This is a genomic window from Kitasatospora sp. NPDC034023 (assembly GCF_055575795.1).
The window spans coordinates 60,942-87,102 of sequence record NZ_JBVIRY010000012.1 but is presented as its reverse complement, the minus strand read 5'-3'; the positions used below and the strand labels follow the sequence as shown (position 1 = coordinate 87,102).

Sequence of the window (26,161 nt, the reverse complement as noted above, 5' to 3'; positions counted from 1 at the left end):
CTGTGTAGCGTTCGGGGTGAAAGAGGGCGTGCGGCGCAGCAGCCGCGGTGTGGGAGGTAGATGTCGTGACGGACACGGTCGAGGCGGGCGTGGTCGAGGCCGGCGGGGGCGGCGGGCTGGAGCTGCCCGAGTCCTGGCGCGGGGTGCTGGGTGCCGAGGCGGAGAAGCCGTACTTCGCCGAGCTGGCGGCCTTCGTGGCCGCCCAGCGCGCGGAGCACGAGGTGTTCCCGCCGAGCGGCCAGGAGTTCGCCGCGCTGGAGGCCACTCCGTACGACAAGGTCCGGGTGCTGGTGCTCGGCCAGGACCCGTACCACGACAACGGCCAGGCGCACGGCATGAGCTTCTCGGTGCTGCCCGGCACCAAGACGCCGCCGTCGCTGCGCAACATCTTCAAGGAGCTGGACGCAGACCTGGGCGTCCCGGCCCCGGACAACGGCTACCTGATGCACTGGGCCGAGCAGGGTGTGCTGCTGCTCAACGCGGTGCTCACGGTCCGCGCGCACGAGGCGAACTCGCACAAGGCGAAGGGCTGGGAGAAGTTCACCGACGCGGTGATCAAGGCGGTGAGCGAGCGCGAGGAGCCGGTGGTCTTCGTGCTGTGGGGCAACTACGCGAAGAAGAAGCTCCCGCTGATCGACACCGAGCGGCACGTGGTGGTGCAGGGCGCGCACCCGTCGCCGCTGTCCGCCAAGCTGTTCTTCGGCAGCCGTCCGTTCTCGCAGATCAATGCCGCGCTGGACAGCCTCGGCGGCGAGCCGATCGACTGGCAGGTGCCCAACCTGAAGCAGGCCTGAGTTCGGGGCCGGGGCCCGTCGGGGGCGGGTCCTGATGTCGGGTGGCCGTGGGCCGGGCGGGTCCGATCTCCCGTTCACCCACGGCCACTTGGCGTTCACCGCTGGTGGCCGTTGGCCGGTCCCCGGTGTGCTTAGCTGGTGCCGTCCGGTCGTCGGACCGGTCCTGGGAGGGGCGGTACGTGCACGGGCTGAGGCGGGCGACGACGTTTCGGTGGGCGAGGGCGGGGGCCTCGCGGTGGGCCGTGGGGGCGGCGCTGGCCGGGGTGCTGGTGGCGGTGTCCGGCTGTAGCGGTACGGGCGGCGGCAGCGGTACGGGCGCCGGGCCCTCCTCCTCCAGCGTTTCAGCCTCCGGCGGAGCCGGCTCTGCCGACGGGCCCGGGAGCCTCGCCCAGCTGCCCGGACAGGCCTTCTACGTCTCCGACCGGACCAACGCCGCCCGGCAGGTGGCCGCGCTGCGCGGTCAGGGCCGGACGGCGGAGGCGGACACGCTGCTGCGGATCGCCTCCCAGCCCTCCTCGCAGTGGCTCGGTGAGCAGGGCGCCAAGGAGATCGCCGAGCAGGTGAGCCGCCGGGCCGCCGAGGCAGGCCGGACGGCGGTCTTCGTCGCGTACGACATCCCGCACCGGGACTGCGGCCAGTACTCGGCCGGCGGCGCCCCCGACGCCGCCGCCTACCGGGCCTGGATCACCGATGTCGGGCAGGCCCTCGGCGACCGCGGGGCCTGGGTGGTGCTGGAGCCGGACGCCGTCGCGCACACCCTGGACAACTGCAGCATCAAGGGCGACCTGGCCGCCGAACGGTACGGCCTGCTGGCCTTCGCCGTGCAGGAGTTGAAGAAGCGCCCGAACGTCCGGGTCTACCTGGACGCGGGCAACCCCGGCTGGGCGCAGGACCCGGACGAGCTGGCCGCCGCCCTGCGCAAGGCGGGCATCGCCGCCGCGGACGGCTTCGCCGTGAACGTCGCCAACTTCTACGACACCGACCGGAACGCGGCGTACGGCGCCCGGCTCTCGGCCGCGCTGGGCGGCAAGCACTTCGTCATCGACACCAGCCGCAGCGGCAACGGCGCGCTGGGCGGCGATTCCTGGTGCAACCCGCCGGGGCGCGCCCTCGGCGAGCGGCCGACCGCCGACACCGGCCGGGCCGGGGTGGACGCCTACCTGTGGATCAAGAACCCGGGGGAGTCGGACGGCGACTGCGGCCGCGGCGAGCCCCGGGCGGGCGAGTTCTGGCTGCCGTACGCGCTCGGGCTGGCGCAGGCGGCGCGCTGAGGCCGGGGATCCCGGCGCGCCGGGACACGGTCACCGGCTCACCGGCTCGGCGATGCACCGGACAGGGTCGCCGGCTCGGCGACGCAGCCGGCTCACCGACACGCCGGCTCGCCGACTCACGCGGTGACCTGGATCCAGCGGGCGACCGACGGGGTGCCGGCGGTGTCCGTCAGGAACAGCATGTACCAGCCCGGCGGCAGCAGGTTGGGGTTGCCGGGGAGGGTGAGCGAGACGCCGTCCGCCGTCCGTGCGGTGATGTCCAGGGCGACCGAGCGCTGCTCGACGTCCGTTACGTGGGTGACCGAACTCGGCCGGATCAGCTTGGCCGTGGCGACGGCGTCCGGCCGGGAGGTGCCGACGCTGACGGTGCCGCCGAGTTTCGCCGCCTGCGGCGCGGTGCCCACCTGCGGGCGGTCGCCGCCGCGGTACAGGTAGGGCGGGGTGTAGATCTCGATGCGCTGCTCGAAGCCGCCGGGCTGGGTCTCGGCCTTGTCGGCGAAGAGCGGGTTGGAGCCGAGCACGGCGACCCGACCGTCGGGCAGCAGCAGTGCCTCCGAGTGGTAGTCGCGGCCGACGGCCGGCTCGGCGGCGGTGGTGAAGCTGCCGGAATCCGGGTGGTACACCTGCGCCTTGAGCAGGTCGCTGTCGCCCCGGCCGCGGTAGCCGCTGGAGCCGCCGGTGGTGAAGACGGTGTCGTCCGGGAGGATCACGCTGTTGAGGTAGCGGGTGCCGCCGGCCGGCAGGTCCGGGCCCGGGGTGAAGGAGGGCCTGGCGGCGGAGAGGTCGGCGATGTCGGTGCGCGCCGTGGACAGCGGGGACTCGCCGACGCCACCGCCGCCGAGGACCATCACCTTCTGGGCCTGCGCGGGCGGCAGCAGCACCGAGGAGGAGGTCTCGGTCAGGCTCGGGTCGCGCAGGCCGGGGACGGGCTGGAAGCTGTTGTCCGACAGGTCCCACACGCCGGGCTCGCGGCCCTTGTCGGCGGGGCCGTAGCCGCCGTTGGAGCCGGAGTAGAAGAGCTTGCCGGAGGCGGTGAGGAAGATCGCCGGGTAGGTCGGGAAGTAGTGGTCGGGTGCCTTGGCCCAGGTCTTGTTCTTCGGGTCGTAGACCTCGTTGGTGTTGCCGTTGAGGATCTCGCCGGTGTCGTCCAGCCCGGAGACGGTGACCACCCGGCCGTCGCCGAGCCCGGTCAGCGTCGGGTACCAGCGGGCGTAGGCCATGTCGGTGACCGGCTCGTACAGCTCGGTGTCCGGGTTGAACTCGAAGGCGGAGCGGATGCCCTGGTACTCCTGCTTGTCCAGGGTCAGCTTGTCGCTCTGCCCGTAGAGGTTGTGGGCGTCGGCGCCGCTCAGGCCCTTGACCCGGTACTGGGCGGGGGAGCCGGCGACGTAGTCGGGTCCGGTGCCGACCGCTTCCACGAACACGTGCTGCTCGCCGGCGGTGACGACGGTCTGCGGGCCGGAGCCGCTCTTGGTCGCGGCCGGGACGGTCACCGGGACGGTGCTGGCGTACTCGCGGCCGTTCGGGGCGACGAACACGGTGCCCTTCGGGAGGGCCCGGTCGCGCTCCGGGCTCTCGTTGCGCACCCGCATGACGCCGGCCGCCTTCTTCACCACGCCCGTCAGCTTCTCGTACCGCTGGGTGCCGCCGGCCACCAGGACCCGGCCGTCCGGCAGCGAGGTGTGCCCGCCGCAGAACATGTCGGCCGGGGTGGGTATCAGCTTGTAGGTGTTCTTGGCCGGGTCCCAGAGCAGGCTCTTGAAGGTGCCCGCGTTGAACTGCTTCTCGTCGTTGCCGGAGCCGGCCACGATCAGGACCTTGCCGGTGCGCAGCAGGGTGGCGTGGACGGCGTTGACCCGGAACTCGGCGGGCAGCGTCAGGGTCTGCCAGTGGCCGTACTGCGCCTTGTACTCGGGGCGGTTGATCACGTAGTGGTGGTACTGCTGGTTCGCGAAGCCGAGGACGGCCGGCGCGTTCATCCCGGCCACCGCCAGCGCGACGGTGCTGCCGAGGGCGAGGCGCTTGGTGCGGCCGGTCTGGTGGATCCTCACGGTGGTTGCTCCCTCAGTGGATGGGGGTGCCGCTCCCGGCCCGGTCGGGTGCGGGGAGGGTGAACGGCGGCTGCTCCGGTGCCGTCCGTGCGTGCGGTCCGGTTCCGGCGGCCGGCACCGCCCGGGGGTCGCGGGCGTGGCGCGGACGGCGCTTCTCCAGGAGGACGTTCGGGGTCGCCGCGGGGCCGCCGGTGACGGTGAGGGTGGCGGACGGCCGGGTGCGGCGGCGGCGTACGGCGTCACCGGCCAGGATCAGGATCGGCAGGAGGGTCAGCGCCAGGGCGATCCAGGCCCAGGTGCGCATCGCGACGTGGTCGTAGCCGGTGAAGTGGGAGGCGGTGAGCGCGCCGCCGAACACCAGCGTCCAGAACAGGTGGAAGCGGAAGGTGCCGAGACGGTCGGTGCTGGCCGAGCGGCCCTTCGGTGTCACCTCGAAACGGCTGCGGCGGCGCACCAGCGCCTGCAGCAACGAGGCCGCGTAGATCGGGCCGCAGAGTGCCGACATCACCATTCCGGCGACCCCGGAGGAGCCGGCCGGCTCGTGCGGGCTCACGTTGTGCTTGCGGTTCCAGGTGTAGAGCAGGAGTTGGAGCGCGGCGGCGTCGCTGTAGAGCATCATCCAGATCTCGGAGGAGACGTGGACGCCCGAGGCGCCGAAGCCCAGGTAGAGCACGCTGGACAGACCGCCGAGCAGCCAGGTGAGCGCGGCCATCGGGTAGAAGCCCACCATCAGCGAGTAGTTGAGCAGCCGGCCCGGCGAGAGCCGCCAGAACACCCGCCAGTACTGGGTGAGCAGGGTCTCGTAGGTGCCCCGGCTCCAGCGCAGTTGCTGGGAGAAGAAGTCGGTCCAGGAGGACGGGCCTTCGCCGACCGCGAGCACGTCCGGGGTGTACACGGACTTCCAGCGTTCTCCGCTCTCCGGGTTCCGGCTCCGGTGGAACTCCAGGCCGGTCGCCATGTCCTCCGTGATGGAGTCGTACAACCCGCCGATCGACTGGAGCGCGCGGATTCTGACGGCGTTGTTGGTGCCGACGAACATGGGCGCGCCGTAACGGTTTCCGGCGCGCTGGATGAGCGCGTGGAAGAGGTACTGCTGGCTCTCGGAGAATGTGGTGACGGCCGAGCCGGAGCTGCGGTAGTTCCCGTACACCTGGGGCCCGACCACGAATGCCACGTCGGGGTCGCGGAAGTAGCCGAGCATGCGCTCGCAGAAGTCCGGCAGCGGAACGTGGTCGGTGTCGACGGACACCCAGAAGTCGTAGTCGTCGCCGTGCGCCTGGAGCCAGGCGTTGTAGTTGCCGTGCTTGCTCCTGGCCCGGAACCGGCCCTTGGGGCGGTTCCAGTGCGGCCGCCCGGCGCGGGTGAAGTGGCGGACGCCGAGCTCGGCGCAGAGCGCCCGCATTGCAGGATCGTTTCCCTCGTCCAACAGCCAGATCTCGTACGGTCCGTCGTGCCGCACGGCGCGGGCCGCGGCCAGCGTGGTCCGGACCATCTCCGGCGGCTCCTTGCCCGGCACACAGGTGGTGAGGAACGCGACCCGGGTGCCCGGCTCCGGCGTCACGGGGATCGGATCGCGGGCGACCAGGGTCGCGTGGGTGTTGGAGACCACGTTGACCAGCCGGAACACCTCGACCACGGCGATGATCCCGATCATCACCTTGTCGCCGAGCAGCACCAGGGGGTTCGTCTCGTCCAGCCGCTCCGGCCAGTGCTCCGGCAGCAGCAGCCAGATCAGCAGCACCGCCTCCACCACGGGGGCGGCCGTCAGCAGCAGGACGGCCCGGATCCGGTGCGGCTCGCGGCGCAGCAGGCTGCGGTACCGGACGCGGTAGGGGGCGGCGGGGGGTTCGGGTTCGGTGAGGGGCTCGGGCTGGGCCCCGGGCCCGTGGTGGTGGCCGGAAGGCTCGGGGTAGTAGACCCCGCCGCCGAGGTCGTCGTCGTCCTCGTCCGGGTCGTGCGCCGGGCCGGCGAGACGGCTGAAGTGGCCGTAGTCGTACGGGGCTTCGGGTATCGGTAACTCGCTCAGGGCGGCGGCCTCGTCGAGCCTCCCGGTACCTCGCCCGCGGGCCGTTCCGGCGTTCTTTCGCCGTGTGAACGGCGTGGTCATGGCTGCTCCCCCCGGAGTTCCGCGCCTTGCTTCGCTGCTCGGCTCTGCTGGGCATTGCTCGGCTTTGCGTTGTCCCGACCTGGGCGCCGTCCGGGTGGAAAACCCCTGTTGAACTGCGGTTTCCAGGCAGTTTCCGGGGCTGTCGTCCTACGCATCCAGTGTGTGCGACCTGTGCGCCCGGTTCGGTCGCGCGCCCGTACGGCGGTCTCGAATGCCGGATCCCGATGCGCTTTCCGGTTTCCCCTCCGGGCGCGTGGGACCTTGACTTCCTCAACTCTCCCCGAGCGTCACGGTGATCGCAACCAATCCGAGCGATGCTCACCGCACAAGCATGAAGATGCCACGGTTCCCGGCCAATGTGGCGGGCATTGATGCTATTGCGGCGAATTCGGCATGAGAACGGCCGGACCAACCCCGAAGGGCGATCCGGCCGTTGGCCCGGGTGCGAGGGTCCTGGCACCAACCACTACTCGATCCTCTCGGGCGAGGCCGGTGCCGACCGCATCGTCCGCAGCCTGCTCGCGGACGCCCCCGCCGCGGGGTAGCCGGCCAGGCCCGTCCGGCCCGGCCCGGCCCGGGAACGGCGAAGGCCGGCGGGGGTTCGAACACCCGCCGGCCGTACCGCCTCTGGCTCTACCGCCCCCGGCCCTACCGCTCCCGGCCGTACCCTTCCCGGCCGGGAGCGGGCCTCCGCCCCTCGGTGCGTCAGCCGGCCGTGCCGAGGAAGCTCTCCCAGCCGCCCGCCGGCGCCTGCCCGACGTTGAGCGAGCGCAGCTTGCGCAGCGTGGACTGGTCCTGCACCTCCAGCCACTCGACGAGCTGCTTGAAGGAGACCAGCCGGACGTCCGGCTTGCCCGCGATCTCCTTGAGCGCCTGCTCGACGGCGTCCATGTAGATGCCGCCGTTCCACTGCTCGAAGTGGTTGCCGACGAAGAACGGCGCGCGGTTGCTGTTGTACGCGCGCTCGAAGCCCGCGAGGTAGGAGTTCGCGGCCTGGGTGCGCCAGTCGTTGTACTTGGCCGGGTCGCCCTTGGTGCTGCCGCTGGACTGGTTTGCCAGGATGTTGTAGTCCATCGACAGGACCTGGAAGGTGTGCCCGGGGAACGGGATGGACTGCAGCGGGAAGTCCCACACCTTGCCGTCCTGCACCTTCTGCGGCCATATCTGAAGACCGCCCGAGGAGCTGGCGTCGTACTTCCAGCCGAGCTTGGCGATGGTCGGCAGCAGCGCCTTCTGCCCCTCCAGGCACGGGGTGCGGCCGCCGATGAGCTCCTTCTTGTAGTCGAAGGGGAGCGGGTCGACGTCGGTGAACCCGGTGTTGGTCCGCCACTGGGTGACGAAGCCGATGGCCTGGTCGATCTCGCTCTGCCAGTCCTCCGGGGTCCACATGTTGACCCCGTTCTTGTCCGGGCGGCTGGAGCAGAAGTGCCCGTTGAAGTGGGTGCCGATCTCGTGTCCGGCGAGCCAGGCCTGGCTGATGAGCTTGAGCGTGCTCTTGACCGCGCCGTCCGACAGGTACGGGATGTCGGAGGCTCCGACCGAGTGCTTCGGCGGGTGGTACAGCTCGGCCTTGCCCTTGGGCAGGGCGTAGATCCCGGAGAGGAAGAAGGTCATCGTGGCCTTGTACTGCTCCGCCAGCTTCAGGAAGCGGGGGAACTGGCCGTCGTCGGTGCCGCCCGCGCCGTCCCAGGAGAACACCACGAACTGCGGCGGCCGCTCGCCCGGCTTGAGCTTCTCGGGCTTGGGTTGGTTCGGCTGGGGGCCGGTGTCGGCGTTGGAGCCGTCGCCGATCGGGGTGCCCTTGGGCACCACGGGGGCCGGGCCGCCGGTGCTGCCGCCCTGGGTGGCACCCGTGCCGCCGGAGCCGGGAGAGGTGGAGCCTTGGCCCGAACCGGATCCGCTGCTGGAGCAGGCCGAGACCGCGCCGAGGGCTGCGGTCGCAGCGGTTGCACTGAGCACCGTCCTGCGCGAGATGCTGGTCATGGTCTCCCCTGGGTGCCGATGCCGGTGGTGAGGGCGGTCCGCGGCCGCACCGGTCAAATCGGGCAATTTGATGAGTATTCCGCCGTTAGCATGCCATGTTGCTGCGACGGCCTCCAAGGTCGCCGAGCTCCGACGACTCTCAACACGTCGGGCGCGTGCGGCTGGGCTGCACGGATTCGGCGTCTGTTGCCGTCCTGTGACGCTTCGCACTCCTCGCGGCCCGCGCAGTACGCTACCGCCGGTCTGCCCGGGTTCAGTGGGGGTTCGTCAGCGTTCGGCCCGGTTGATCGCCCTTTTGGGAAAACTTTTGCCCCTTGATGGGCGGAGTGGCCCGAAGGCAGGGGTCCGGCGAAGGCGGCCGTCCGGGGTGCGCCGGTCAGAGCGCGGCAAGCCGCCGGTTGCGGCGCACCATCCGCGCGATCGCGGTGCTGATCGCGGTGGCCGCCGCGCAGGAGACCACGAGGCTCAGCCAGGCGGTGTTGAACCAGTGGCTGTTCAGCCAGCCCAGCGTCACGATGTAGGCGGCCCAGATCAGTGCCGCCAGCGCCGACCAGTGCAGGAAGCGGTGCGGATGGGCGGGGGAGTGGCCGATGGCCACGTCGAGGACGGTCCGTCCGGCCGGGACGAACCGCGCGATCACCACCATCGCGGCGGCGGCGCCGTGCGGACGTTCGATCAGGGCCTCCTGGACCCGGGTCACGCTGGCCGCGAGTTTGGGGCGCCGGGCCAGCCGGCGGTGCAGCATGGGGGCGCCGCGCCGCGCCAGGTGGAGCAGGAGGACGTCGCCCAGGAAGGAGGCCACTGCCACGCCCAGGCCGAGCAGCAGCGGGGCCCCGTTGATCTGCGCCGTCTTGAGTACGGCCAGGATGACCAGCGTCCCGCTGGGAATGAAGGGGAGGAGGGCGTCGCCGAGCACGGCGAACAGAGCCAGGGCGCAGATCCACGAGGATCCGATCGCCGCCACGAAGTTCAAGGCCCTTACTCCCTCCACGCCGCCCGAGCGAGCAGGTGGCTGTAGGGGTCAACGCTAGCGCCTCGATTTTTCATGCCATGAAGCACCCCGGTATGCCGCAGATCACGACCGCGGGTTCCGGCCGCCGGTCGCGCTGCCGGGCCGCACGCGCGGGCCAGTGGCACAGGGGGGCGTCCCCTGTGGAGGAAGGCTGCCGCACATCGAACGAGCCCCCGGGGCGGGGTGCCGCGCCGGGGGCTCGCAGTGATCGTTCGGAGCTGGTCCAGCCCGACGATCTTGCTGGTGGAGTGCGGACCCCGCTCGGCGATCCGCTCCTGATCACCAGACTGCCGGACGCCGGCCGCCGTCGCGAGCCCCGGCGCTGGCGACTTCCGGCGCTGGCGTGAAGTCGCCAGCCGTGTCCGTCCGATGGCTTTCCGTCAGCCGAACGGTCGGTCGGTAGCCCCGAACGGAATGGCCGAAACGCGCCCGGACCGGAACCGAACGACACCCGGCCCCCGGGAACAGCGAGCCCCCGGCCGTGGTTGACCCGGGTCGGCAGCAGCGACCGCCGGGCCCACCCGGACCCGTGCGATCGCCACACGAAGGCCGGCTCAAGGACAGCCAGGAGGGCGGACGGCATGACCACCGAGGACCAGCAGGAGCACGGGACCGAGCCGGCGGCCGGCGCGGCGATCCGGGGCACCGCCCGCGGCGCGGCGCCCGCTCCGCTCTCGATCCTCGACCTGGCCACCGTCGGCGTCGGCTACACGCCGGCCGAGGCCCTGACGGCCACCACCGCTCTGGCCCGTAAGGCCGAGCAGTGGGGCTACCACCGCTTCTGGGTGGCCGAGCACCACGGCATGCCCGGGGTGGCCAGCTCGACCCCGGCCGTCCTGATCGCCCACCTCGGGGCCAACACCACGACGCTCCGGCTCGGTTCGGGCGGCGTGATGCTCCCCAACCACGCCCCGCTGGCCATCGCCGAGCAGTTCGGCCTGCTGGAAGCCCTGCACCCCGGACGCATCGACCTCGGGCTCGGCCGCGCCCCCGGCACCGACCCGGCCACCGCCCGCGCGCTGCGCCGCGGCAACGCCGAAGGCGCGGACGACTTTCCGCAGCAGCTCGCCGAGCTGACCCACTTCCTCGACGGCGACTTCCCCGCCGGGCACCCGTACGCCCGGCTGACCGCGGTGCCCAAGGGCGAGGGCCGCCCGCCGGTCTGGCTGCTCGGCTCCTCCGGCTTCAGCGCCCAACTCGCGGGCCGCCTCGGCCTCCCGTTCGCCTTCGCCCACCACTTCAGCAGCGCCAACACCCTCCCGGCCCTGGACCTCTACCGCTCGTCCTTCCGCCCCTCCGCCGTGCTCGCCGAGCCGTACTCGCTGATCGGTGTGAGCGCCGTCGCCGCCGACGACGAGCCCTCGGCCCGCCGCCTCGCCCGCTCCGCCGCGCTCGGCATGCTCCGGCTGCGGCGCGGCAATCCGGGCCCGATCCCCACCCCGGAGGAGGCCGAGCAGTACCCGTACAGCCCGGCCGAGGCGGACTTCATCGACAGCTGGCTCGACAACGTCGTGCTCGGCGACCCGGGCCGGGTCGCCGACGGACTGGAGGCCCTGCGCAAGCGGACCGGGGTGGACGAGCTGATGGTCACCTCGCACATCCACGGCCACGAGGCCCGCCTCCGCTCCTACGGCCTGATCGCCGAGGCGTACGGCCTGACGGCCACTGCCTGACAGCCACTGCCACGGCCACGGCCTGATCGCGGAGGCGTACGGCCCGACCGAGGCCCGGCGCCCGACGGCGGCCGCTACCGCCCGTCCAGGGCGGGGCGGCCCTCGCGGAGTATGGCCGCGACCAGCGCGGCCTCGCCCGGTCGGGCGAAGTACCAGCCCTGGGCGGTGTCGCAGCCGGTCAGCCGCAGCCGCTCGGCCTGGGCGGCGCTCTCGATGCCCTCGGCGGTGACGGTCAGGCCGAGGGCGTGGGCCAGCTGCACCATCGCGCCGACGATCTGCTCGTCGGCGTCGCTGCGGCGGGTACCGAGCTCGGGGAGGCCGGGGCGGTCCGCGGGGGCGGGGTCGCGGAAGCCCTCGATGAAGGTGCCGTCCAGTTTCAGCACGTGCACCGGCAGTCGGGAGAGGTAGGCCAGGTTGGAGTAGCCCGTGCCGAAGTCGTCGATCGCGATCCGCACCCCCATGTCCGCGAGCGCCTGCAGGGCCTGCAGCGGGCGCCCGCCGGGGCCGAGCAGGGCGCTCTCGGTGATCTCCAGCTGGAGCAGCCGGGCCGGCAGGCCGGTGTGTTCGAGGGCCCGGGCGACGTCGGCGACGACGTCGGAGTCCCAGATCTGACGGGCGGCCAGGTTGACGCTCACGAAGGTCTCGGTGTCCGGGAATTCGGTGAGCCACTGCCGGGCCTGGCGGCAGGACTCCTCCAGCACCCACTTCCCGAGCGGCACGATCGCGCCGGACTCCTCGGCGAGCGGGATGAACCGGTCGGGCGAGAGCGTCCCGTAGCGGGGGTGGCGCCAGCGGACCAGGGCCTCGGCCCCGTGCACGGCGCCGTCGGCCAGGCCGACCAGCGGCTGGTACTCGATGGTGAACTCGCCGCGCTCCAGGGCCGGCCGCAGCGCGGTGGCGAGCAGCTGGCGGGTGAGCTGGTGGGCGCCGCGGTCCGGGTCGTAGAGGGTCCAGCGGGCGCGGCCGTCGGCCTTGGACCAGTAGAGGGTGGCGTCGGCGTCCTTGACCAGGTCGGTCGGGGTGGTCTCGTGCACGGAGCGCTCGACCACGCCGACGCTGGCGGTGATCACCAGCCGGTGCCCGGCGATGTCGAAGGGACGTTCCAGCACCTCCAGGATCCGGGCGGCCAGCTCGGTCAGCTGCTCGCTGCCCAGGCTGTCGGTGACCAGGACGGCGAACTCGTCGCCGCCCATCCGGGCCACCAGGTGGGTGTCGTGCCCGTCGAGCCCGCGCCGCAGCCGGGCGGCGACGGCGATCAGCAGCTGGTCTCCGATGTGGTGGCCGAGGGCCTCGTTGATCGCCGCGAAGCCGTCGAGGTCCAGGTAGCAGACACCGACCCGGCGGCTCCCGTCGGCGGCTGCGCCACGCGTGGGCTCCTCGGTCACCGTGAGGCAGGCGGCGTCGAGCCGTTCGAAGAAGTAGGCCCGGTTGGGCAGCCGGGTCAGCGGGTCGTGCTGGGCCTGGTACTCCAGACGGTCGCCGAGCCGGCGCTGCTCGGTGATGTCCTCCACCAGTGCGAGGGTGTAGAGCGGCTGCCCGGCGCCGTCCCGGATCAGCGAGACGGTGACCTTGCTCCAGACCTCGTGGCCCTCACGGTGCTTGAGCTGCTTCTCCACGCGGAACCGTTCCCGCTCACCGTGGACGAGCTCGGGGAACAGCCGGGCCGGCATGCCCTCCGGGTCGATGATCTCGTGCAGGTGGGTGCGGACCAGTTCGCCGACGCTCCGTCCGATCAGGGCGGCGAAGGCGGGGTTGACCTCGATGATCCGGTCTTCGGGATCGATCAGGGCCATCCCGATGACCGCGTCGCAGAAGGCGGCCCGGAACCGGGACTCGCTGGCCCGTAGCGCGGCCAGCAGCCGGTCGGGGCCGCCGTCCGCCCGGTCGGTCCCGTCGGTGGCGCCCCGGTGCGTGCCGTCGGTGAGTGGCGCCGAGCAGGTGGGGCAGAGCAGCACCTCGGGCTCCTCCAGCGTCCCGCAGGCGCCGCGGGCGGTAGTGGAACCGGCGACCAGCCCAGCGGCGGAACCGGAGACCGGTCCGGCGGCCGGGTCGAGGACCGGCGCGGCGAGGTGGTGGTGTGGTGATCCCTCGTGCCGCACGCCCGGGTGGTGCGCGTCGGCCCCCTCGTTCTGGCCCGGCACGGCATGCTCCCGTCCGCTGCTGACGCTTGACGATGGTTCGGCCGGTCAGTCGGGACTCCGGCGGCCGGCTCCGCGCTCTGTCGTGGTCCTCGGAGTCGGTCCGCTGCGGTGCGCCCGCCGTGGGGCGCTGTCGCGTGGGGACCCGCGTGAAGGACAGGGCGCTTCGGCCGATCATAGGCCGCGACGGCAACGCGCCGTGACCGCCGCCAGGGTGATTCGCCCGCTTTGTGATCATGGGTGTCGGTACGTGCGGACGCCCCCGGTGCACATCATGAGATGTGCGCCAGGGGCGCGTGCGCCGAAGCCGCGCCCCTGGGCGCCGGTTGCGCGCCGGGGTGGGACAGGCGCAGACGAAGCGGAGGCGGTGGAGGAAGATGCCGGGGCGTCAGGCCAGCTTCGCCGTGAGGGTGATGGTGGTGCCGGTCAGGGCCTGGCTGACCGGGCAGTTGGCCTTGGCGTCCTCGGCGGCCTTGACGAAGCCCGCCTCGTCCAGGCCGGGCACGTCGCCGGTGACGGTCAGGTGGATGCCGGTGATGCCCTCGCCCGGCTGGAAGGTGACATCGGCCTGGGTGTCCAGCGTGGTGGGCGGGGTGCCGGCGCCGGACAGGCCGGCCGAGAGGGCCATCGAGAAGCAGGCCGAGTGGGCGGCGGCGATGAGCTCCTCAGGGCTGGTCTTCCCGTTGGCCTGCTCGGCGCGGGCCGGCCAGGACACCGGATACGTGCCGATCCCGGACGAGACGAAGGTCGTCTGGCCCTTTCCCTGGAGGAGGTTGCCCTCCCAGGCCGTACGAGCGGTGCGGGTGGTTGCCACGATCGGTACCTCCATTACTGGGGGACTGCTCAACGGTCACTTCCGGTCATGCACGCACCAGCCTACGGGCAACCCGCTGCCCGGTCCGGCGTGTCACGCCGCGCCGGACGACGCCCGACGGCCCTGGTGGCGCCGGGTGCCGGCGGGGTGCCCGAGGGCACCGCCGGCTGTCCGGATCGTGGACGGATCAGCTCAACGGTGCGGGGCCCGAGCGGGGCCCTGTTAGATTTGCCCGGGCCCGAGCCCGGCCGGCGTACGGTCGGGCGCCCACCCAGCAGACACCGGGAGCCGCCCCGATGACGGACCACTCCACGACCCCCGACGCCGGCCTGTCCGAGGGGATCGACGACGCCGTACGGGCTGAGCTGACCAGCCTGCGCGAGAGCATCGACAACATCGACGCCGCGGTGGTCCACATGCTGGCCGAGCGGTTCAAGGCGACCCAGCGGGTCGGCCGGCTCAAGGCCGAGCACAAGCTGCCGCCGGCCGACCCGGCGCGCGAGCGGGACCAGATCAAGCGGCTCCGCGAACTGGCCGCCGGGGCGAAGCTCGACCCGGTCTTCGCTGAGAAGTTCCTGAATTTCATCATCGCCGAGGTCATCCGGCACCACGAGGCCATCGCCCGCGCCTGAAGGGGGAGCCGCGGCGCCCGAGGGGAGCCGGAGGGAAGGGGAGCCCAGTCCGGAGGGCCCCTGGATACGGTTCCGGAGCGATCTCGGAGCCTTCCCGGTCGCACTCCTGGGGCACTTTCGGAGCGCGGCGCAGGCACCCGCCGATGTCGGTGACGGCTAAATGCCCGATTTCGCCAGGCTCCACGGTTGGCGTAGCGTGCAGGTTTCCCCAGCCGGAGAGGTGGAGCAGCGACGATGGCGGTGAACCTGCCCGCAACGCCCAGCGGAGCTCCCGACGATTCCGCCACCCAGGACGCCCCGCATGCCCAGGACTCCCCGTACGCCCCGCACGCTCACCAGGCACCCGGCGGTCGCGCCGAGGCCCGCCGTCGGGCCCGCGGTTCGGGCGGGCGCCGGGCCACCCGCCCGAACGGGACGGGCCGTACAGGCCGTACAGGCCGGTCGGGTCGCCGTCCCCGGCCGTGGTGGATCGAGCTGCCGGCGATGGTCGTGGTCGGCCTGGCGGTCGCGCTGCTGATCAAGACCTGCCTGTTCCAGGTGTTCTCCATCCCGTCCGGCTCGATGGAGAACACCCTGCGGATCGGTGACCGGGTCGGCGTGAACAAGCTGGCGCCGCTGACCGGCTGGGAGCCGGAGCCGGGGCAGCCGGTGGTCTTCAAGGACCCGGGTGGCTGGCTGCCGCCGCAGCCCACCGACCCGAACCCGTTCACCAAGACCGTGAGCTCGGCGCTCAGCTTCGTCGGGCTGGTGCCGCCGAAGGACGACAACTACCTGGTCAAGCGGGTCATCGCGACCGGCGGCCAGACCGTGCAGTGCGAGGGCACCACCCTGAGCGTCGACGGGCGGAAGGTGGACGAGCCGTACCTGCACGCGGGCGACGACTCCTGCGCGGGCCTGGACTTCGGTCCGGTGAAGGTGCCCGCGGGCTACGTCTGGGTCGAGGGCGACCACCGCAGCGACTCGGCCGACTCCCGCTACCACCAGCGCGGCACCGGTGGCGGCGCCGTGCCGGTGAGCAACGTGGTCGGCCCGGTGGCGGGCGTCGTGTGGCCGATCAATCACCTCGACTGGTTCGGCTGGACCGGCCGCTGACCGCGCGCTCGGCGGCCACCCGCTCCCGGGCGCCGTGGCCGTCGCGGGCCCCGTCGGACCCGTCGCGAAGCCCGTCGGAGCCGTCGCGGGCCCCGTCGGAGGCGGCACGGACGGGATCCGCGTCCACCGCGACCCCGGCCTTCTCCTCCGCTCCCGACGTGCTCGCCTGAGCCGCGAAAGCCCCGGCCAGCACCAGCAGACCGCCCGCGATCTGCGGCAGCCCCAGGTGTTCGCCGAGCAGCACCCAGGCCAGCACGGTGGCGACCACGGCCTCCAGGTTGGCCACCACTCCGGCGACCGGCGGCGAGAGGTACCCGACGGAGATCACGCCGGTCAGGTAGGCGAGCACGGTCGCGATCAGGACCATCCACACGGCGGGGACGAACGCGGGCAGGGTGTGCCCGTTCATCACCACGTCGCCGCCGAGCGGGCCCCAGTCGGCCTGCCAGGGCCGGGTGACGGCGGTGAGCAGGACGGCGCCGATGAGCAGCCCGTACGCGCTGACGGCCAGCGGGTCGACCGGGCGCTCGCCGTGGCGGCCGGCGTCGGCGAGCACGAAGTAGCCGACCTGGCAGCAGGCCGCGCCGAGGGCGAACAGCACGCCCAGGGCGTCGAAGCTCAGGCCGTTCCAGACCTCGACCACGCAGGCCAGGCCGGCCACCGCGACGCCGGCGCCGATGGCCGCGCCCCGGCTGATCGGCTTGCGCTGGACGAACTTGACGTAGCCGATCAGCAGCGGCGGCCCGAGGTACTCGATGAGCAGGGCGACGCCGACCGGGATGCGGGAGATCGCCGCGAAGTAGCAGGCCTGGACGCCCGCCACGGCGAGCAGGCCGAAGCCGAGCAGCAGGCCGGGGCGGCGCAGTACGGCGTCCCGGTGCCGGTAGGCGATCGGGAGGAGGGCCACGGCGGCGCCGGTGACCCGCAGCCACACCACGTGCAGCGGGGAGAGACCGGCCTCGATCAGCGGCTTGGCCGCCGTACCGGAGCCGCCGAAGGCGAAGGCGGAGACCAGCGCGAGGCTGAGGCCGAGGGTTCTGCCCGAGGGGAGGGTGGACGGGGCCGTTGATCTGTGCACCGCCGCATTGTGACAGTCATACCGATACTTCGGTAAGGCGCCATTTCGGCATTTGGTCCTGCACTGAACTGTGCGCAGTGGCGCAATCACCGGGCCGACCAACCGGGCCGACCAACCGGGCCGACCAACCCGGCCGACCAACCCGGCCGATCAACCGCGCCGATCAACCGCGCCGATCGGCCGGTCAACGGCCTCCCCGCAGGTCAGCCCCCGGACTGCGACGAGGTCCCCGCCCCGGCCCCCGTGAGAGCGCCCGCCGCGCCCGTGGGCTGGGTGGTCGGCTGCGAGGTCGGGTCCGTGGTCGGCTGGGTGGTCGGAGTCGGCCGCGTGGTGGGTCGCCCGGTCGGCCGGGAGGTGGGTTGGGTGGTCGGCTGGGTGGTCGCGGGAGCCGTCGGTGCCGTGGTGGCCCCGCCGCCGGTGCCGTCCGACGGCGACGTCGGGCCGGAGCCCGACCCGTCGCCGGGCGGGGTGGTGGCGCCGCTGCTCGGACCGCCGGTGGGGGCGCCCGTCGACGGGGTGCCGCTCGGCGTGCTCGGGCTGGTCGGCAGGTCGGTGGCGCCCGAGGAGTCGCCGCCGTCGGCGGGGGTCGGGAAGTCGCTGACCGGCTGGCCCTTGAGCGCGGCCTTCATGTAGCCGGTCCAGATCTGCGCCGGGTACTGGCCGCCCGCCGCGCCGTCGATCCCGCCGACGCCGCTCAGACTGACCTGGGCGCCGGTGCCCGGGTCCTGGCCGAACAGCGCGACCGAGGTGACCAGCTCGGGGGTGTAGCCGACGAACCAGACGGACTTCTGGTCGTCGGTGGTGCCGGTCTTGCCCGCCACCGGGCGGCCGAGCGACTTGGCCCGCCAGCCGGTGCCGCCCGGGTCGTTCACCACGCCCTGGAGCATCGAGGTGACCTGGTTGGCGGTGTCCGCGCTGACCGCCTGGGTGGTCTTGTGCGCGGGCAGCGACACGGCCTCGCCGTCGCGGTCCACCGACTGCACCAGCCACGGGGTGATCTGCTTGCCGCCGTTGTCCAGCGTGGCGTACACGCCGGCCATGTCGAGCACGCTCGGGGTGGCCGCGCCCAGCGGGATGGAGGGGACCGGGTCGAGGCCCGGGGTGGTGCCGGGCAGGCCCAGCGCGATGCCGGTGTCCCGGACCTTCTGCAGCCCGGTGTCCTGCGCGAGCTGCGCGAACGCCGAGTTGACCGACCAGTCGGTGGCCTGCTGCAGGGTGATCTGGCCGTAGCTCTTGTCACCCTCGTTCGGCGGCGCGTACGGGGTGCCCTTGCCGCCGCGGACCTTCCGGCCGCTGGTGCCGTCGTAGACCGTGCGCGGGGTGACGGTGCGGCCGTCCTGGGTCTTGGCGTCGTTCTCGAAGGCGGCGGCCAGGGCGATCGCCTTGAAGGTCGAACCGGCCTGGTAGTCGCGCCGGGTCGCGTTGTCCACGTAGTGCTTCACGTAGTCGACGCCGCCGTACAGGGCGACGATGGCACCGGTCTTCGGGTCCACCGAGACGGCGCCGGCCTGGGCGGCCGCGTCCTTCTTCCGCTTGTCCGGGTTCAGGGTGTCGCGCAGCTGCGCCTGGACGGAGTCCTGCATGGCCTGCTGGCGGCCGGGGTCGATGCTCAGCTTGATCGTGTAGCCGCCCTTGGCCAGCTCGGTCTCGCTGATGGCCCCGTTCGAGGTCAGGTACTGGGTGGCCGCGTTCACCAGGTAGCCGGCCTGGCCGGACAGGCCCGGGTTCGGCTGCGGGTCCCGGACGTCCGGGAAGGTGGTCTTGGCCCGCTCCTCGCCGGGGAGCCAGCCCTCCTTGACCATGCCGTCCAGCACGTAGTTCCAGCGGTTGACGGCGTTCTGCTTGCCCGCCTCGGTGGCGGTGGCCACGTCGTAGGCGCTCGGCGCGTTCAGCAGGGTGGCCAGGTAGGCGCCCTGCGCAGGGGAGAGCGCGGAGGCGTCGACGCCGAAGTAGGCCTGGGCGGCGGCCTGGATGCCGTAGGCGCCGCGGCCGTAGTAGGAGGTGTTCAGGTAACCGGAGAGGATGTCGTCCTTGCTCTCGGTGGCGTCCACCTTGATGGCGATGAAGAGTTCCTTCACCTTGCGGGTGACCGACTGCTTCTGGCTCAGGTACGTGTTCTTCACGTACTGCTGGGTGATGGTGGAACCGCCCTGGGTGCCCTGGCCCTGGGCGGTGTTGACCGCGGCCCGGACCAGGCCCTGGATGTTGACCGCGCCCTCGTTGTAGAAGTTGCGGTCCTCGGCGGCCAGCGCGGCGTGCTGGGCGGCGGGGGAGACCTTGTCCAGGGTGACGTTCTGCCGGTTGGTCTGGCCGGTGCGGGTGATCACCGAACCGTCCGAGTAGAGCCAGGTGTTGCTCTGCGCGGTCGCGGCGGCGTGCGCGTCCGGGACCTTCACCAGCGTGATCCCCAGCACGAACAGGCCGATGCCGAGCAGCAGCGCCGAGGCGAAGCCGAGCAGGGTCATCCGCCAGGTCGGTATCAGCCGACGCCAGCCGGTGCGCTTCGGACGGCGCGGCTTCCTGCCGCCGGACCCGCCGGAGCCGCCGGACCCGCCGGCGACACCGGACACACCGGCGAGACCGGCCGCGCCGGTGGGGCGCTTGAACCGCTTGACCGGCCGGAGACTGATCGACGGCGTGCGACGGCCGCTCTGGGCGTTTCGGGACAAAGCGCGGCCTTTCCTGCGGGCGGACCGAAGCAGCCTGCACGGGCGTGGGGCATCGGCGGGTGGGGGCATCGGCGGTGGGGACCTTTGTCCCGATTCCGGTTCTACTGCCCTGGACGAGCGGGACGGGCCCGATGGCTCCGTCGGATCGGCGATCGAGACCGACATCACACGCAAATCGGACGTCGAAGGCCAAAAAATCGGGGAGCCCCTCGCAGTGCGAGAGGCTCCCCAATGTCTGTGCGCCGCCAGGGACTCGAACCCCGGACCCGCTGATTAAGAGTCAGCTGCTCTAACCAACTGAGCTAGCGGCGCCTGCTGACCTGGAAAACAATACACGGTCCCGAGGGGTGCCTCGAACCGCCCCGGTCGACCGGCGCCCGATCCGTCCCTTTCCTTCCGGTTGGGCTGCAGTTCGCCGCTGGTTAGGGTGGAACCGTGCCCAGCCCCCAGCCAGGACAGCGCACCGCGCGGACCACGGTCGCCGCCCTGCTGCTGCTCAGCGCCGTGGCGTACACCGCCTGGGTGCTGGAGGTCGTGCTGAGCACCGGCCTCGACCCGGTGCAGGCGTACGTCAGCGAACTCGCCGCCGAGGACCAGCCGCTGGGCGGCCTGTTCCGGGCCACCGACCTGGCCGCCGGGCTCTGCCTGCTCGCCGCCGCCGGCACCGCCCTCGCGAGCGGCCTCACCGGCGGCCCCGCCACCGGACGCGCCGGGGATTCCCGGCGCGGCCGCTGGGCGCTCGCCGGCTGGTCCGCCCTGGCCCTGTTCGGCGCCGCGACCGCCGCCGACTCCCGGCTGCCGCTCAGCTGCACCCCCACCAGCGACGAGATGTGCGCGGCCCGCGAGACCGCCGGGCTCGTCCCCGCGACCCACACCACGCACGCCGTCACCAGCAGCCTCGCGATGCTCGGGGCGCTCACCGCGCTGGTCGCGCTCACCGTCGCCGCCCGCCGTTACGGCTGGTGGCCGCCGGTGCGCCGGGTCGGGCCCTGGCTGCTGGGCGCCGAACTGCTCGCCACCGCCTGGAGCCTCGCCGCGATCGCCGCCTTCCAGGCCGGGCGCGGCACCTGGGCGCTCGGGGCCGGCCAGCGGCTGCAGGTGTTGCTGGTCGCGCTCTGGCTGGCCGTCCTGGCGGTGGGCGTCGCCCGGTCCACCACGTCCGCCCGGTCCACCAGGTCCGCCCGGCCGGACGGGCCGGAGCAGCGCCACCAGGCCGGGCCGCTCCCGGAACGGAGGCCGACATGACCGCACCCGGCGACCCCGGCACCCCCGGAGGCCCGCACACCCCCGGCGACCCCCGCCGGCCCGACGACCCCGGCACCCGGGCGTGCTTCCTGCGCATCGACGGCGTCCCGCTGCACGTCCGCATTGAGGGCAGCGGCCCGGTCTGCCTGCTCAGCGGCGGCCTCGGCAGCAGCTGGTTCGACTGGGACCTCGTCGTCCCTTTCCTCACCCCGTACCGCACCGTGGTCCGCTTCGACCGGCCCGGTTACGGGCTGAGCGCCGCCGAGCCCGCCACCGGGCGGCCCGCCCCGACGGCGGCCGGCGAGGCCGGGCGGATCCGGGTGGTGCTGGACGGCCTCGGGCTGCGCGAGCCCTGCACCGTCGTCGGCCACTCGCTCGCCGGTTTCCACGTCGAGGCCTTCGCCCGGCTGCACCCGGAGCGGACCGCCGGGCTGGTCCTGGTCGACGGCAGCGTCGAGCCGGCGGCCCGGCCGTACCCGGCGCCCGGCGCGCGCGACCTGGCGGCCCGGGCGGCGGCCGGCGCCGCCACCGCCCTCGCCGTGCCGTACCTGCTGGGCCCGACAGCCCGCCGGATGGCGGCCCGGCTGTCCACCGTCCGCCGCGAGGACCTCGCCCCGGCACCGCTGGTCCGGCACTGCTACCGCACCGGCCGGGCCCTGCGCGCGCTGCTGCGGGAGAACGCGCGCTACCTCGACGTGGCGGCCGAGCTGGACGGGCTGCGGCGCACCCGGCCGCTGCCCGAGGAGCTGCCGGTCACCGTGCTGGCCGCCGACGACGGCTGCCGGACCCGCCGCACCGAGGCCTGGCTGGCCGAGCAGCGGGAACTCGCGGCGCTGCTCGGCGCCGACTTCCGCACCACGGCTCCGGCCGGGCATCTGGTGATGTTCGACCGCCCGGACGCCGTGGCCTCGGCCGTACTCGACACGAGCTGAGGTCCTGGGCGGATCGGCTCGCCCTCCGTTCCCTGCTGCAGTCGGCGTTCCAACCGGGCCGTCCCGGTCACGGTGGGAAGGTCCACCCGCTCCGGAAACGCCTCAGGCCGCCCACCGGAGTGGACGGCCTGAGACCTTGCCATGTGCGCCGCCAGGGACTCGAACCCCGGACCCGCTGATTAAGAGTCAGCTGCTCTAACCAACTGAGCTAGCGGCGCCTGCTGACGTCGAAGACATTACACGGCGCCGGGCCGATCCGCCGAATCGTATTCGGGTGATCACTCTTTGTGATGATCCGCAGGTGGCGGCTCCGGGTGGTGGCAGGCCGCCTGGTGGTCCGCCCCCGGCGCGCTGCCGGTCAGCGCCGGCCGTTCCTGCTCGCAGCGGGCCCGGTCCGCCGGGGCCGTGAGCCCGGCGTAGCGCGGGCAGCGGGTGCGGAAGGGGCAGCCGGTGCGGCGCTCGGTGGGGGAGGGCGGGTCGCCGGCGAGCAGGATGCGGTCGCGGGCGCGCTCGGCGGCGGGGTCGGGGAGCGGGACGGCGGAGAGCAGGGCGCGGGTGTACGGGTGACGGGGGCGGTCGAAGACGGCGGAGACCTCGCCCTGCTCGACCGTCCGGCCGAGGTACATCACGCTGACCCGGTCGGCGAGGTGCCGGATCACCGAGAGGTCGTGCGAGACGAACAGGTAGGAGAGCCCGAGCTCCGCCTTGAGCGCCTGCAGCAGGTTGAGCACCCCGGCCTGGATGGAGACGTCCAGTGCGGAGACCGGTTCGTCCAACACCAGCAGTTTGGGGCGGACGGCGAGCGCCCGGGCGATCGAGACGCGCTGGCGCTGCCCGCCGGAGAACTGGTGCGGGTAGCGGACGGCGTGGTCGGGGTCGAGGCCGACCTGGCGGAGCAGCTCGGGCACCCGGCGGGCGATCTCCGCGCGGGGGGTGCGCTGGGCGAGCAGGGGTTCCGCGACGATGTCGCCGATCGGCATCCGGGGGTCGAGGCTGGCCATCGGGTCCTGGAAGACGATCTGCAGTTCGGCGCGGAGCCGGTGGACTTCGGCCCGGGTCAGCTTCGCGGTGTCGTGGCCGAGCAGTTCGATCCGGCCGGTCTCCGGGGCGCCGAGCCGCAGCAGTTCGAACAGGGTGGTGGACTTGCCGGAGCCGGACTCCCCGACCAGGCCGAGGGTCTCGCCCTCGCGCAGGTCGAGGTCGACGCCGTCCACCGCGTACACCTCGCCGACCTTGCGCTTGAACACCGTGCCCTTGCGTAGCGGAAACGTTTTGCCGAGGCCGCTCACCGCCAGCACCGGCGCCAGGTCGGCGCGGTCGCCGGGAGCGGAGGCGGCGGGCAGCTCCGGCACGGGGTAGACCTCGGACGGCGCGGGCCGCCGCTCGGCGAGCTCCGCCGACCGCACGCACGCCGACAGGTGTTCGTCCGCACCCTCCGAAGCCGGCCCGGGGACGGCCTCCAGGACGGGCTCCGCTGTCGAGCAGCGCTCCTCCGCCAGCGGGCAGCGCGCCGTGAACGGGCAGCCCGGCGGCAGCTCGGCCATCGGCGCCGGGGCGCCGGGGATCGGCACCAGCGGACCGCCGCGCCCGTCCAGCCGGGGCAGCGCGCCGATCAGCCCGAGCGAGTACGGGTGGTGCGGGGCCGCGAACAGCTCGTCCACGGCGGCCGTCTCGACCACCCGCCCCGCGTACATCACCGCGACCCGGTCGGCCGTTCCGGCGATCACCCCGAGGTCGTGGCTGACCAGGACGAGCGCGGCGCCGGTCTCCCGGCGGGCGGTGCGCAGCACGTCCAGCACCTGGGCCTGGATGGTGACGTCGAGTGCGGTGGTGGGCTCGTCGGCGAGCAGGATGTCGGGCTTGTTGGCGACGGCCATGGCGATCATCGCGCGCTGGCGCATGCCGCCGGAGAACTCGTGCGGGAAGCTGTCCAGGGCCCGGTCGGGTGCCGGGATGCCGACCAGGTCGAGGAGTTCGGCGGCCCGGCGCCGCGCGGTGGCCTTGTCCACCCGCTGGTGGATGCGGACCGCCTCGGCGATCTGGTCGCCGATCCGGTAGACCGGGGTGAAGGCGGAGAGCGGGTCCTGGAAGACCATGGCGACCCGGCGGCCGCGGATCGCCGCGAGCTCCCTGCCCGGCAGCCCGACCAGCTCCCGTCCGTCCAGCCGCACCGATCCGCTGACCTGGGCCGTCCCGGGCAGCAGCCCGAGCACGGAGAGGGCGGTGACGGACTTGCCCGAGCCGGACTCGCCGACGATGCCGAGGGTCTCGCCGCGCCGCAGGGTGAGGTCCACCCCGCGGACGGCGGGGACCGGGCCGTGCGGCCCGGCGAAGTCGACCCGCAGGTCCCGGACGGCGAGCAGCGGGGTTTCGACGGTGGTGGTCACGGGTGCTTCCTACGGGAACGAAGGCTGCTGACGGAACGACGGCTGTCGGCGGAACGGCCGGAACGGGCGGAACGGCGGGAACGGGGAGAGCGGCGGGGCGCGGTGCCGGAGGTGGGGTCGAGGGCGTCACGCAGCCCGTCCCCGATCAGGTTGACGGCGAGGACGAACAGCACCAGCAGCCCGGCGGCGAAGTAGAACAGCCAGGGGAACACCGGGGCCTCGCTGGTCCCGGCGGCGAGCAGGGTGCCGAGCGAGACGTCCGGCGCCTTGACCCCGAAGCCGAAGTAGGAGAGCGCAGTCTCGCTCATCACGGCGCCGCCGACCGCGATGGTGGCGTCGATGATGAGGAAGGAGGCGACGTTCGGCAGGATGTGCCGGCTGATGATCCGCAGCGGTCGTACGCCCATGAACCGTGCGGCGCGGACGAATTCGCGCTCGCGCAGGGAGATGGTCATCGAGCGGACCACCCGGGCGGTGATCATCCAGTTGAACAGTGCGAGCAGCAGGACGAAGGCGATCCAGCCGGCGCTCTTCAGCCGGGACGAGACGACGGTGATGACCAGGAAGGCGGGGAAGACCAGCAGCAGGTCCACCACGAACATCAGCGCCCGGTCCGCCCAGCCGCCGAAGTAGCCGGCGCAGGCGCCGACCACGGACGCCAGCACGGTGGAGAAGAGCGCCACCAGCAGGCCGATGATCAGCGACTTCTGCAACCCGCGGACGGTCTGCGCGAACACGTCCTGACCGACCCCGTTGGTGCCGAACCAGTGGTCGGCGGAGGGGGGTTGGTGCAGCGCGGAGAAGTCGGGGGTGGCGTAGTGCCAGGGCGTGAGGTACGGCCCGCCGAAGGCGAGCGCGAACAGCAGCAGCACGATGACGGCCCCGGCGAGGGCCCCGCGGGCGGCGAGCAGCCGGGCCAGGACGAGCCGTCCGCGGCCGCTCGCCCGGGGCGCGCCGACCGAAGCCGGGGGTGCCGTGAGTGCCGTGGGCCCTGTGGGTTCGGTGGGCTCGGCCGGTTCGACGGAGAGGGTGGTCATCTCGGGTCTCCTCCGGTCAGGACCGCACGCGCGGATCGAGGGCGGCGTGCAGGGTGTCGGCGAGGAAGCCGGAGGCGAGGACGACGACCGCGGTGAACAGGTTGATCGCCACCACCGAGTTGACGTCCTGTTCGTTGATCGACTGGATCAGCCACTCGCCCATGCCGTGCCAGCCGAAGATCGTCTCGGTGAAGATCGCGCCGGTGAAGATGCCCAGGAAGCTGTAGGCGAACATGGTCGACATCGGGATCACGGCGGTGCGCAGCCCGTGCTTCAGCAGCGCCCGGCCGCGGGTGAGGCCCTTGGCCTCGGCGGTGCGCAGGTAGTCGGAGCCGAGCACGTCGAGCATGGTGCCGCGCTGGTAGCGGCTGTAGGTGGCGAGGCCGCCGAGGGCCAGCGAGATGGTGGGCAGCAGCAGGTGCAGCGCCCAGTCGGCGAGGTGGGTGCCGAGGCCGCCGGCCAGTCCGGGGGTCTCGTAGCCGGTGAACGGGATCACCTCGTGGCCGGCCGCGTCCTTGGCGGCGATGGCGCCGTTCTTGAGGAACAGCGCGACCAGGAAGACCGGCGTGGAGAGCAGCACGAAGGACAGCACGGTCAGCAGCCGGTCGGAGATCCGGTACTGGCGGACGGCGCTCCACGCCCCGACGGCGATGCCGAGGACGATGCCGAGCAGGCTGCCGATCAGCAGTAGCCGCAGGGAGACCCACACCCGCCGGCCGAAGTCGTCGGTGACCGGGGTGTCGTGGATGGTCCGGCCGAGATCGCCGTGGAGCAGCCCGCCGGCCCAGTGGCCGAAGCGCTCGACCACCGGGGTGTGGTCGTTCAGGTTGAGCGCGGTGAGCTGGCGTTCGACCGATTCGGCGGACGGGCGGGGCAGCTTGGCGTCGAAGTAGGTGCGGGGCTGCAGGGCTGTCGCGGAGATCGCGTACGCCAGGAAGACGGCGGCGATCAGCAGCACCGCGTAGTAGCTCAGCCGCTTCGCCAGGTAGCTGAGCATCAACGGCCGCCCGGGGTGGGGGCGGGGCCGACGCGTCTGGTGGGCATCGGGTGGTGGCCTTCGGTCGGGGCCCGGTCCGGGCGTCAGGTGGCAGGGGTGGCAGGTGAGTTGGGAACGTGCAGGTCAGAGTGAAACACCTGGGGACGGCGGTGGTGTTGCGGCGGTATTGCCGCCTGTGACGTTTGGATCAGGCGTTCGCTCCTCCCCCTGGTGGCGGATCTGATCCGCTGTTACGTTCCTCTGGCTCGG

At 72.8% G+C, this 26,161-nt stretch carries 18 protein-coding genes and 2 tRNA genes; 7 read left to right on the top strand and 13 right to left on the bottom strand.

The genetic code is table 11. The features are described 5' to 3' along the window. Nucleotides 1-65 precede the first annotated feature (65 nt). Both ACZ52R_RS18015 and ACZ52R_RS18010 read left to right on the top strand, forming a co-directional pair. Complete coding sequence (locus tag ACZ52R_RS18015) at nt 66-794, top strand: uracil-DNA glycosylase (RefSeq protein WP_465663493.1); 729 nt, start codon at nt 66-68, stop codon at nt 792-794. A gap of 242 nt (nt 795-1,036) precedes the next feature. Continuing rightward, nucleotides 1,037-2,065, top strand: a complete 1,029-nt coding sequence (locus ACZ52R_RS18010; RefSeq protein WP_465663492.1) for a glycoside hydrolase family 6 protein — start codon at nt 1,037-1,039, stop codon at nt 2,063-2,065. A gap of 116 nt (nt 2,066-2,181) precedes the next feature. On the opposite strand, the gene glxA is transcribed toward ACZ52R_RS18010, so the two are convergent. The 4 genes from glxA to ACZ52R_RS17990 form a co-directional block, all read right to left on the bottom strand. Then, complete coding sequence (gene glxA, locus ACZ52R_RS18005) at nt 2,182-4,116, bottom strand: radical copper oxidase GlxA (protein ID WP_465663491.1); 1,935 nt, start codon at nt 4,114-4,116, stop codon at nt 2,182-2,184. Between the two features lie 13 nt (nt 4,117-4,129). Continuing rightward, nucleotides 4,130-6,223 carry a glycosyltransferase family 2 protein gene (locus tag ACZ52R_RS18000; RefSeq protein ID WP_465753715.1) on the bottom strand — a complete coding sequence of 698 codons (2,094 nt, stop codon included), beginning with the start codon at nt 6,221-6,223 and terminating at the stop codon, nt 4,130-4,132. Between the two features lie 705 nt (nt 6,224-6,928). Then, complete coding sequence (locus tag ACZ52R_RS17995; RefSeq protein WP_360497058.1) at nt 6,929-8,206, bottom strand: polysaccharide deacetylase family protein; 1,278 nt, start codon at nt 8,204-8,206, stop codon at nt 6,929-6,931. Nucleotides 8,207-8,582: 376 nt separating this feature from the next. Then, on the bottom strand, nt 8,583-9,170 hold the full coding sequence (locus ACZ52R_RS17990; RefSeq protein WP_465620609.1) for a DedA family protein: 588 nt from the start codon (nt 9,168-9,170) through the stop codon (nt 8,583-8,585). Between the two features lie 629 nt (nt 9,171-9,799). Between ACZ52R_RS17990 and ACZ52R_RS17985 the strand changes: the two genes are divergently transcribed. After that, nucleotides 9,800-10,891 (top strand): LLM class flavin-dependent oxidoreductase, encoded by a 1,092-nt coding sequence (locus ACZ52R_RS17985; RefSeq protein WP_465620508.1) that lies wholly within the window; start codon nt 9,800-9,802, stop codon nt 10,889-10,891. 74 nt (nt 10,892-10,965) lie between these two features. Here the strand turns inward: ACZ52R_RS17985 and ACZ52R_RS17980 are convergent, their stop codons facing one another. Together ACZ52R_RS17980 and ACZ52R_RS17975 are read right to left on the bottom strand one after the other, a co-directional pair. Continuing rightward, a complete protein-coding gene (locus ACZ52R_RS17980; protein ID WP_465620611.1) occupies nt 10,966-12,846 on the bottom strand; it encodes a putative bifunctional diguanylate cyclase/phosphodiesterase in 1,881 nt (626 codons plus the stop codon). Between the two features lie 571 nt (nt 12,847-13,417). Next, nucleotides 13,418-13,843 carry an OsmC family protein gene (locus ACZ52R_RS17975; RefSeq protein WP_465620510.1) on the bottom strand — a complete coding sequence of 142 codons (426 nt, stop codon included), beginning with the start codon at nt 13,841-13,843 and terminating at the stop codon, nt 13,418-13,420. A 296-nt stretch (nt 13,844-14,139) separates the two neighbouring features. Here ACZ52R_RS17975 and ACZ52R_RS17970 point away from each other — a divergent pair, with 296 nt between their 5' ends. Both ACZ52R_RS17970 and lepB read left to right on the top strand, forming a co-directional pair. Next, a complete protein-coding gene (locus tag ACZ52R_RS17970; protein ID WP_030060240.1) occupies nt 14,140-14,475 on the top strand; it encodes a chorismate mutase in 336 nt (111 codons plus the stop codon). 483 nt (nt 14,476-14,958) lie between these two features. Beyond that, complete coding sequence (gene lepB / locus ACZ52R_RS17965) at nt 14,959-15,567, top strand: signal peptidase I (protein WP_465753714.1); 609 nt, start codon at nt 14,959-14,961, stop codon at nt 15,565-15,567. Here the strand turns inward: lepB and ACZ52R_RS17960 are convergent. The 3 genes from ACZ52R_RS17960 to ACZ52R_RS17950 form a co-directional block, all read right to left on the bottom strand. After that, entirely contained in the window at nt 15,530-16,645 is a 1,116-nt protein-coding gene (locus tag ACZ52R_RS17960; RefSeq protein ID WP_465620514.1) for an EamA family transporter, read from the bottom strand. The genes lepB and ACZ52R_RS17960 overlap by 38 nt on opposite strands. 203 nt (nt 16,646-16,848) lie before the next feature. Then, on the bottom strand, nt 16,849-19,314 hold the full coding sequence (locus tag ACZ52R_RS17955; protein ID WP_465620516.1) for a transglycosylase domain-containing protein: 2,466 nt from the start codon (nt 19,312-19,314) through the stop codon (nt 16,849-16,851). A gap of 238 nt (nt 19,315-19,552) precedes the next feature. Then, nucleotides 19,553-19,626 (bottom strand) — tRNA-Lys (locus ACZ52R_RS17950). Between the two features lie 123 nt (nt 19,627-19,749). Here ACZ52R_RS17950 and ACZ52R_RS17945 point away from each other — a divergent pair. Together ACZ52R_RS17945 and ACZ52R_RS17940 are read left to right on the top strand one after the other, a co-directional pair. After that, on the top strand, nt 19,750-20,559 hold the full coding sequence (locus ACZ52R_RS17945; RefSeq protein ID WP_465753713.1) for a DUF998 domain-containing protein: 810 nt from the start codon (nt 19,750-19,752) through the stop codon (nt 20,557-20,559). Next, nucleotides 20,556-21,491 (top strand): alpha/beta fold hydrolase, encoded by a 936-nt coding sequence (locus ACZ52R_RS17940; RefSeq protein WP_465620520.1) that lies wholly within the window; start codon nt 20,556-20,558, stop codon nt 21,489-21,491. Before ACZ52R_RS17945 ends, ACZ52R_RS17940 begins: the two co-directional genes overlap by 4 nt. A 144-nt stretch (nt 21,492-21,635) precedes the next feature. Here ACZ52R_RS17940 and ACZ52R_RS17935 read toward each other — a convergent pair. The 4 genes from ACZ52R_RS17935 to ACZ52R_RS17920 all read right to left on the bottom strand — a co-directional run bounded on the left by ACZ52R_RS17935 (nt 21,636) and on the right by ACZ52R_RS17920 (nt 25,912). Beyond that, nucleotides 21,636-21,709, bottom strand: a tRNA-Lys gene (locus ACZ52R_RS17935). Nucleotides 21,710-21,769: 60 nt separating this feature from the next. After that, nucleotides 21,770-23,878, bottom strand: a complete 2,109-nt coding sequence (locus tag ACZ52R_RS17930) for an ABC transporter ATP-binding protein (RefSeq protein WP_465753712.1) — start codon at nt 23,876-23,878, stop codon at nt 21,770-21,772. After that, nucleotides 23,875-24,915, bottom strand: coding sequence for an ABC transporter permease (locus tag ACZ52R_RS17925; protein WP_465753711.1), 1,041 nt, complete (start codon nt 24,913-24,915; stop codon nt 23,875-23,877). Before ACZ52R_RS17925 ends, ACZ52R_RS17930 begins: the two co-directional genes overlap by 4 nt. Nucleotides 24,916-24,931: 16 nt before the next feature. Continuing rightward, a complete protein-coding gene (locus ACZ52R_RS17920; RefSeq protein ID WP_465620526.1) occupies nt 24,932-25,912 on the bottom strand; it encodes an ABC transporter permease in 981 nt (326 codons plus the stop codon). Between the last annotated feature and the right edge of the window lie 249 nt (nt 25,913-26,161).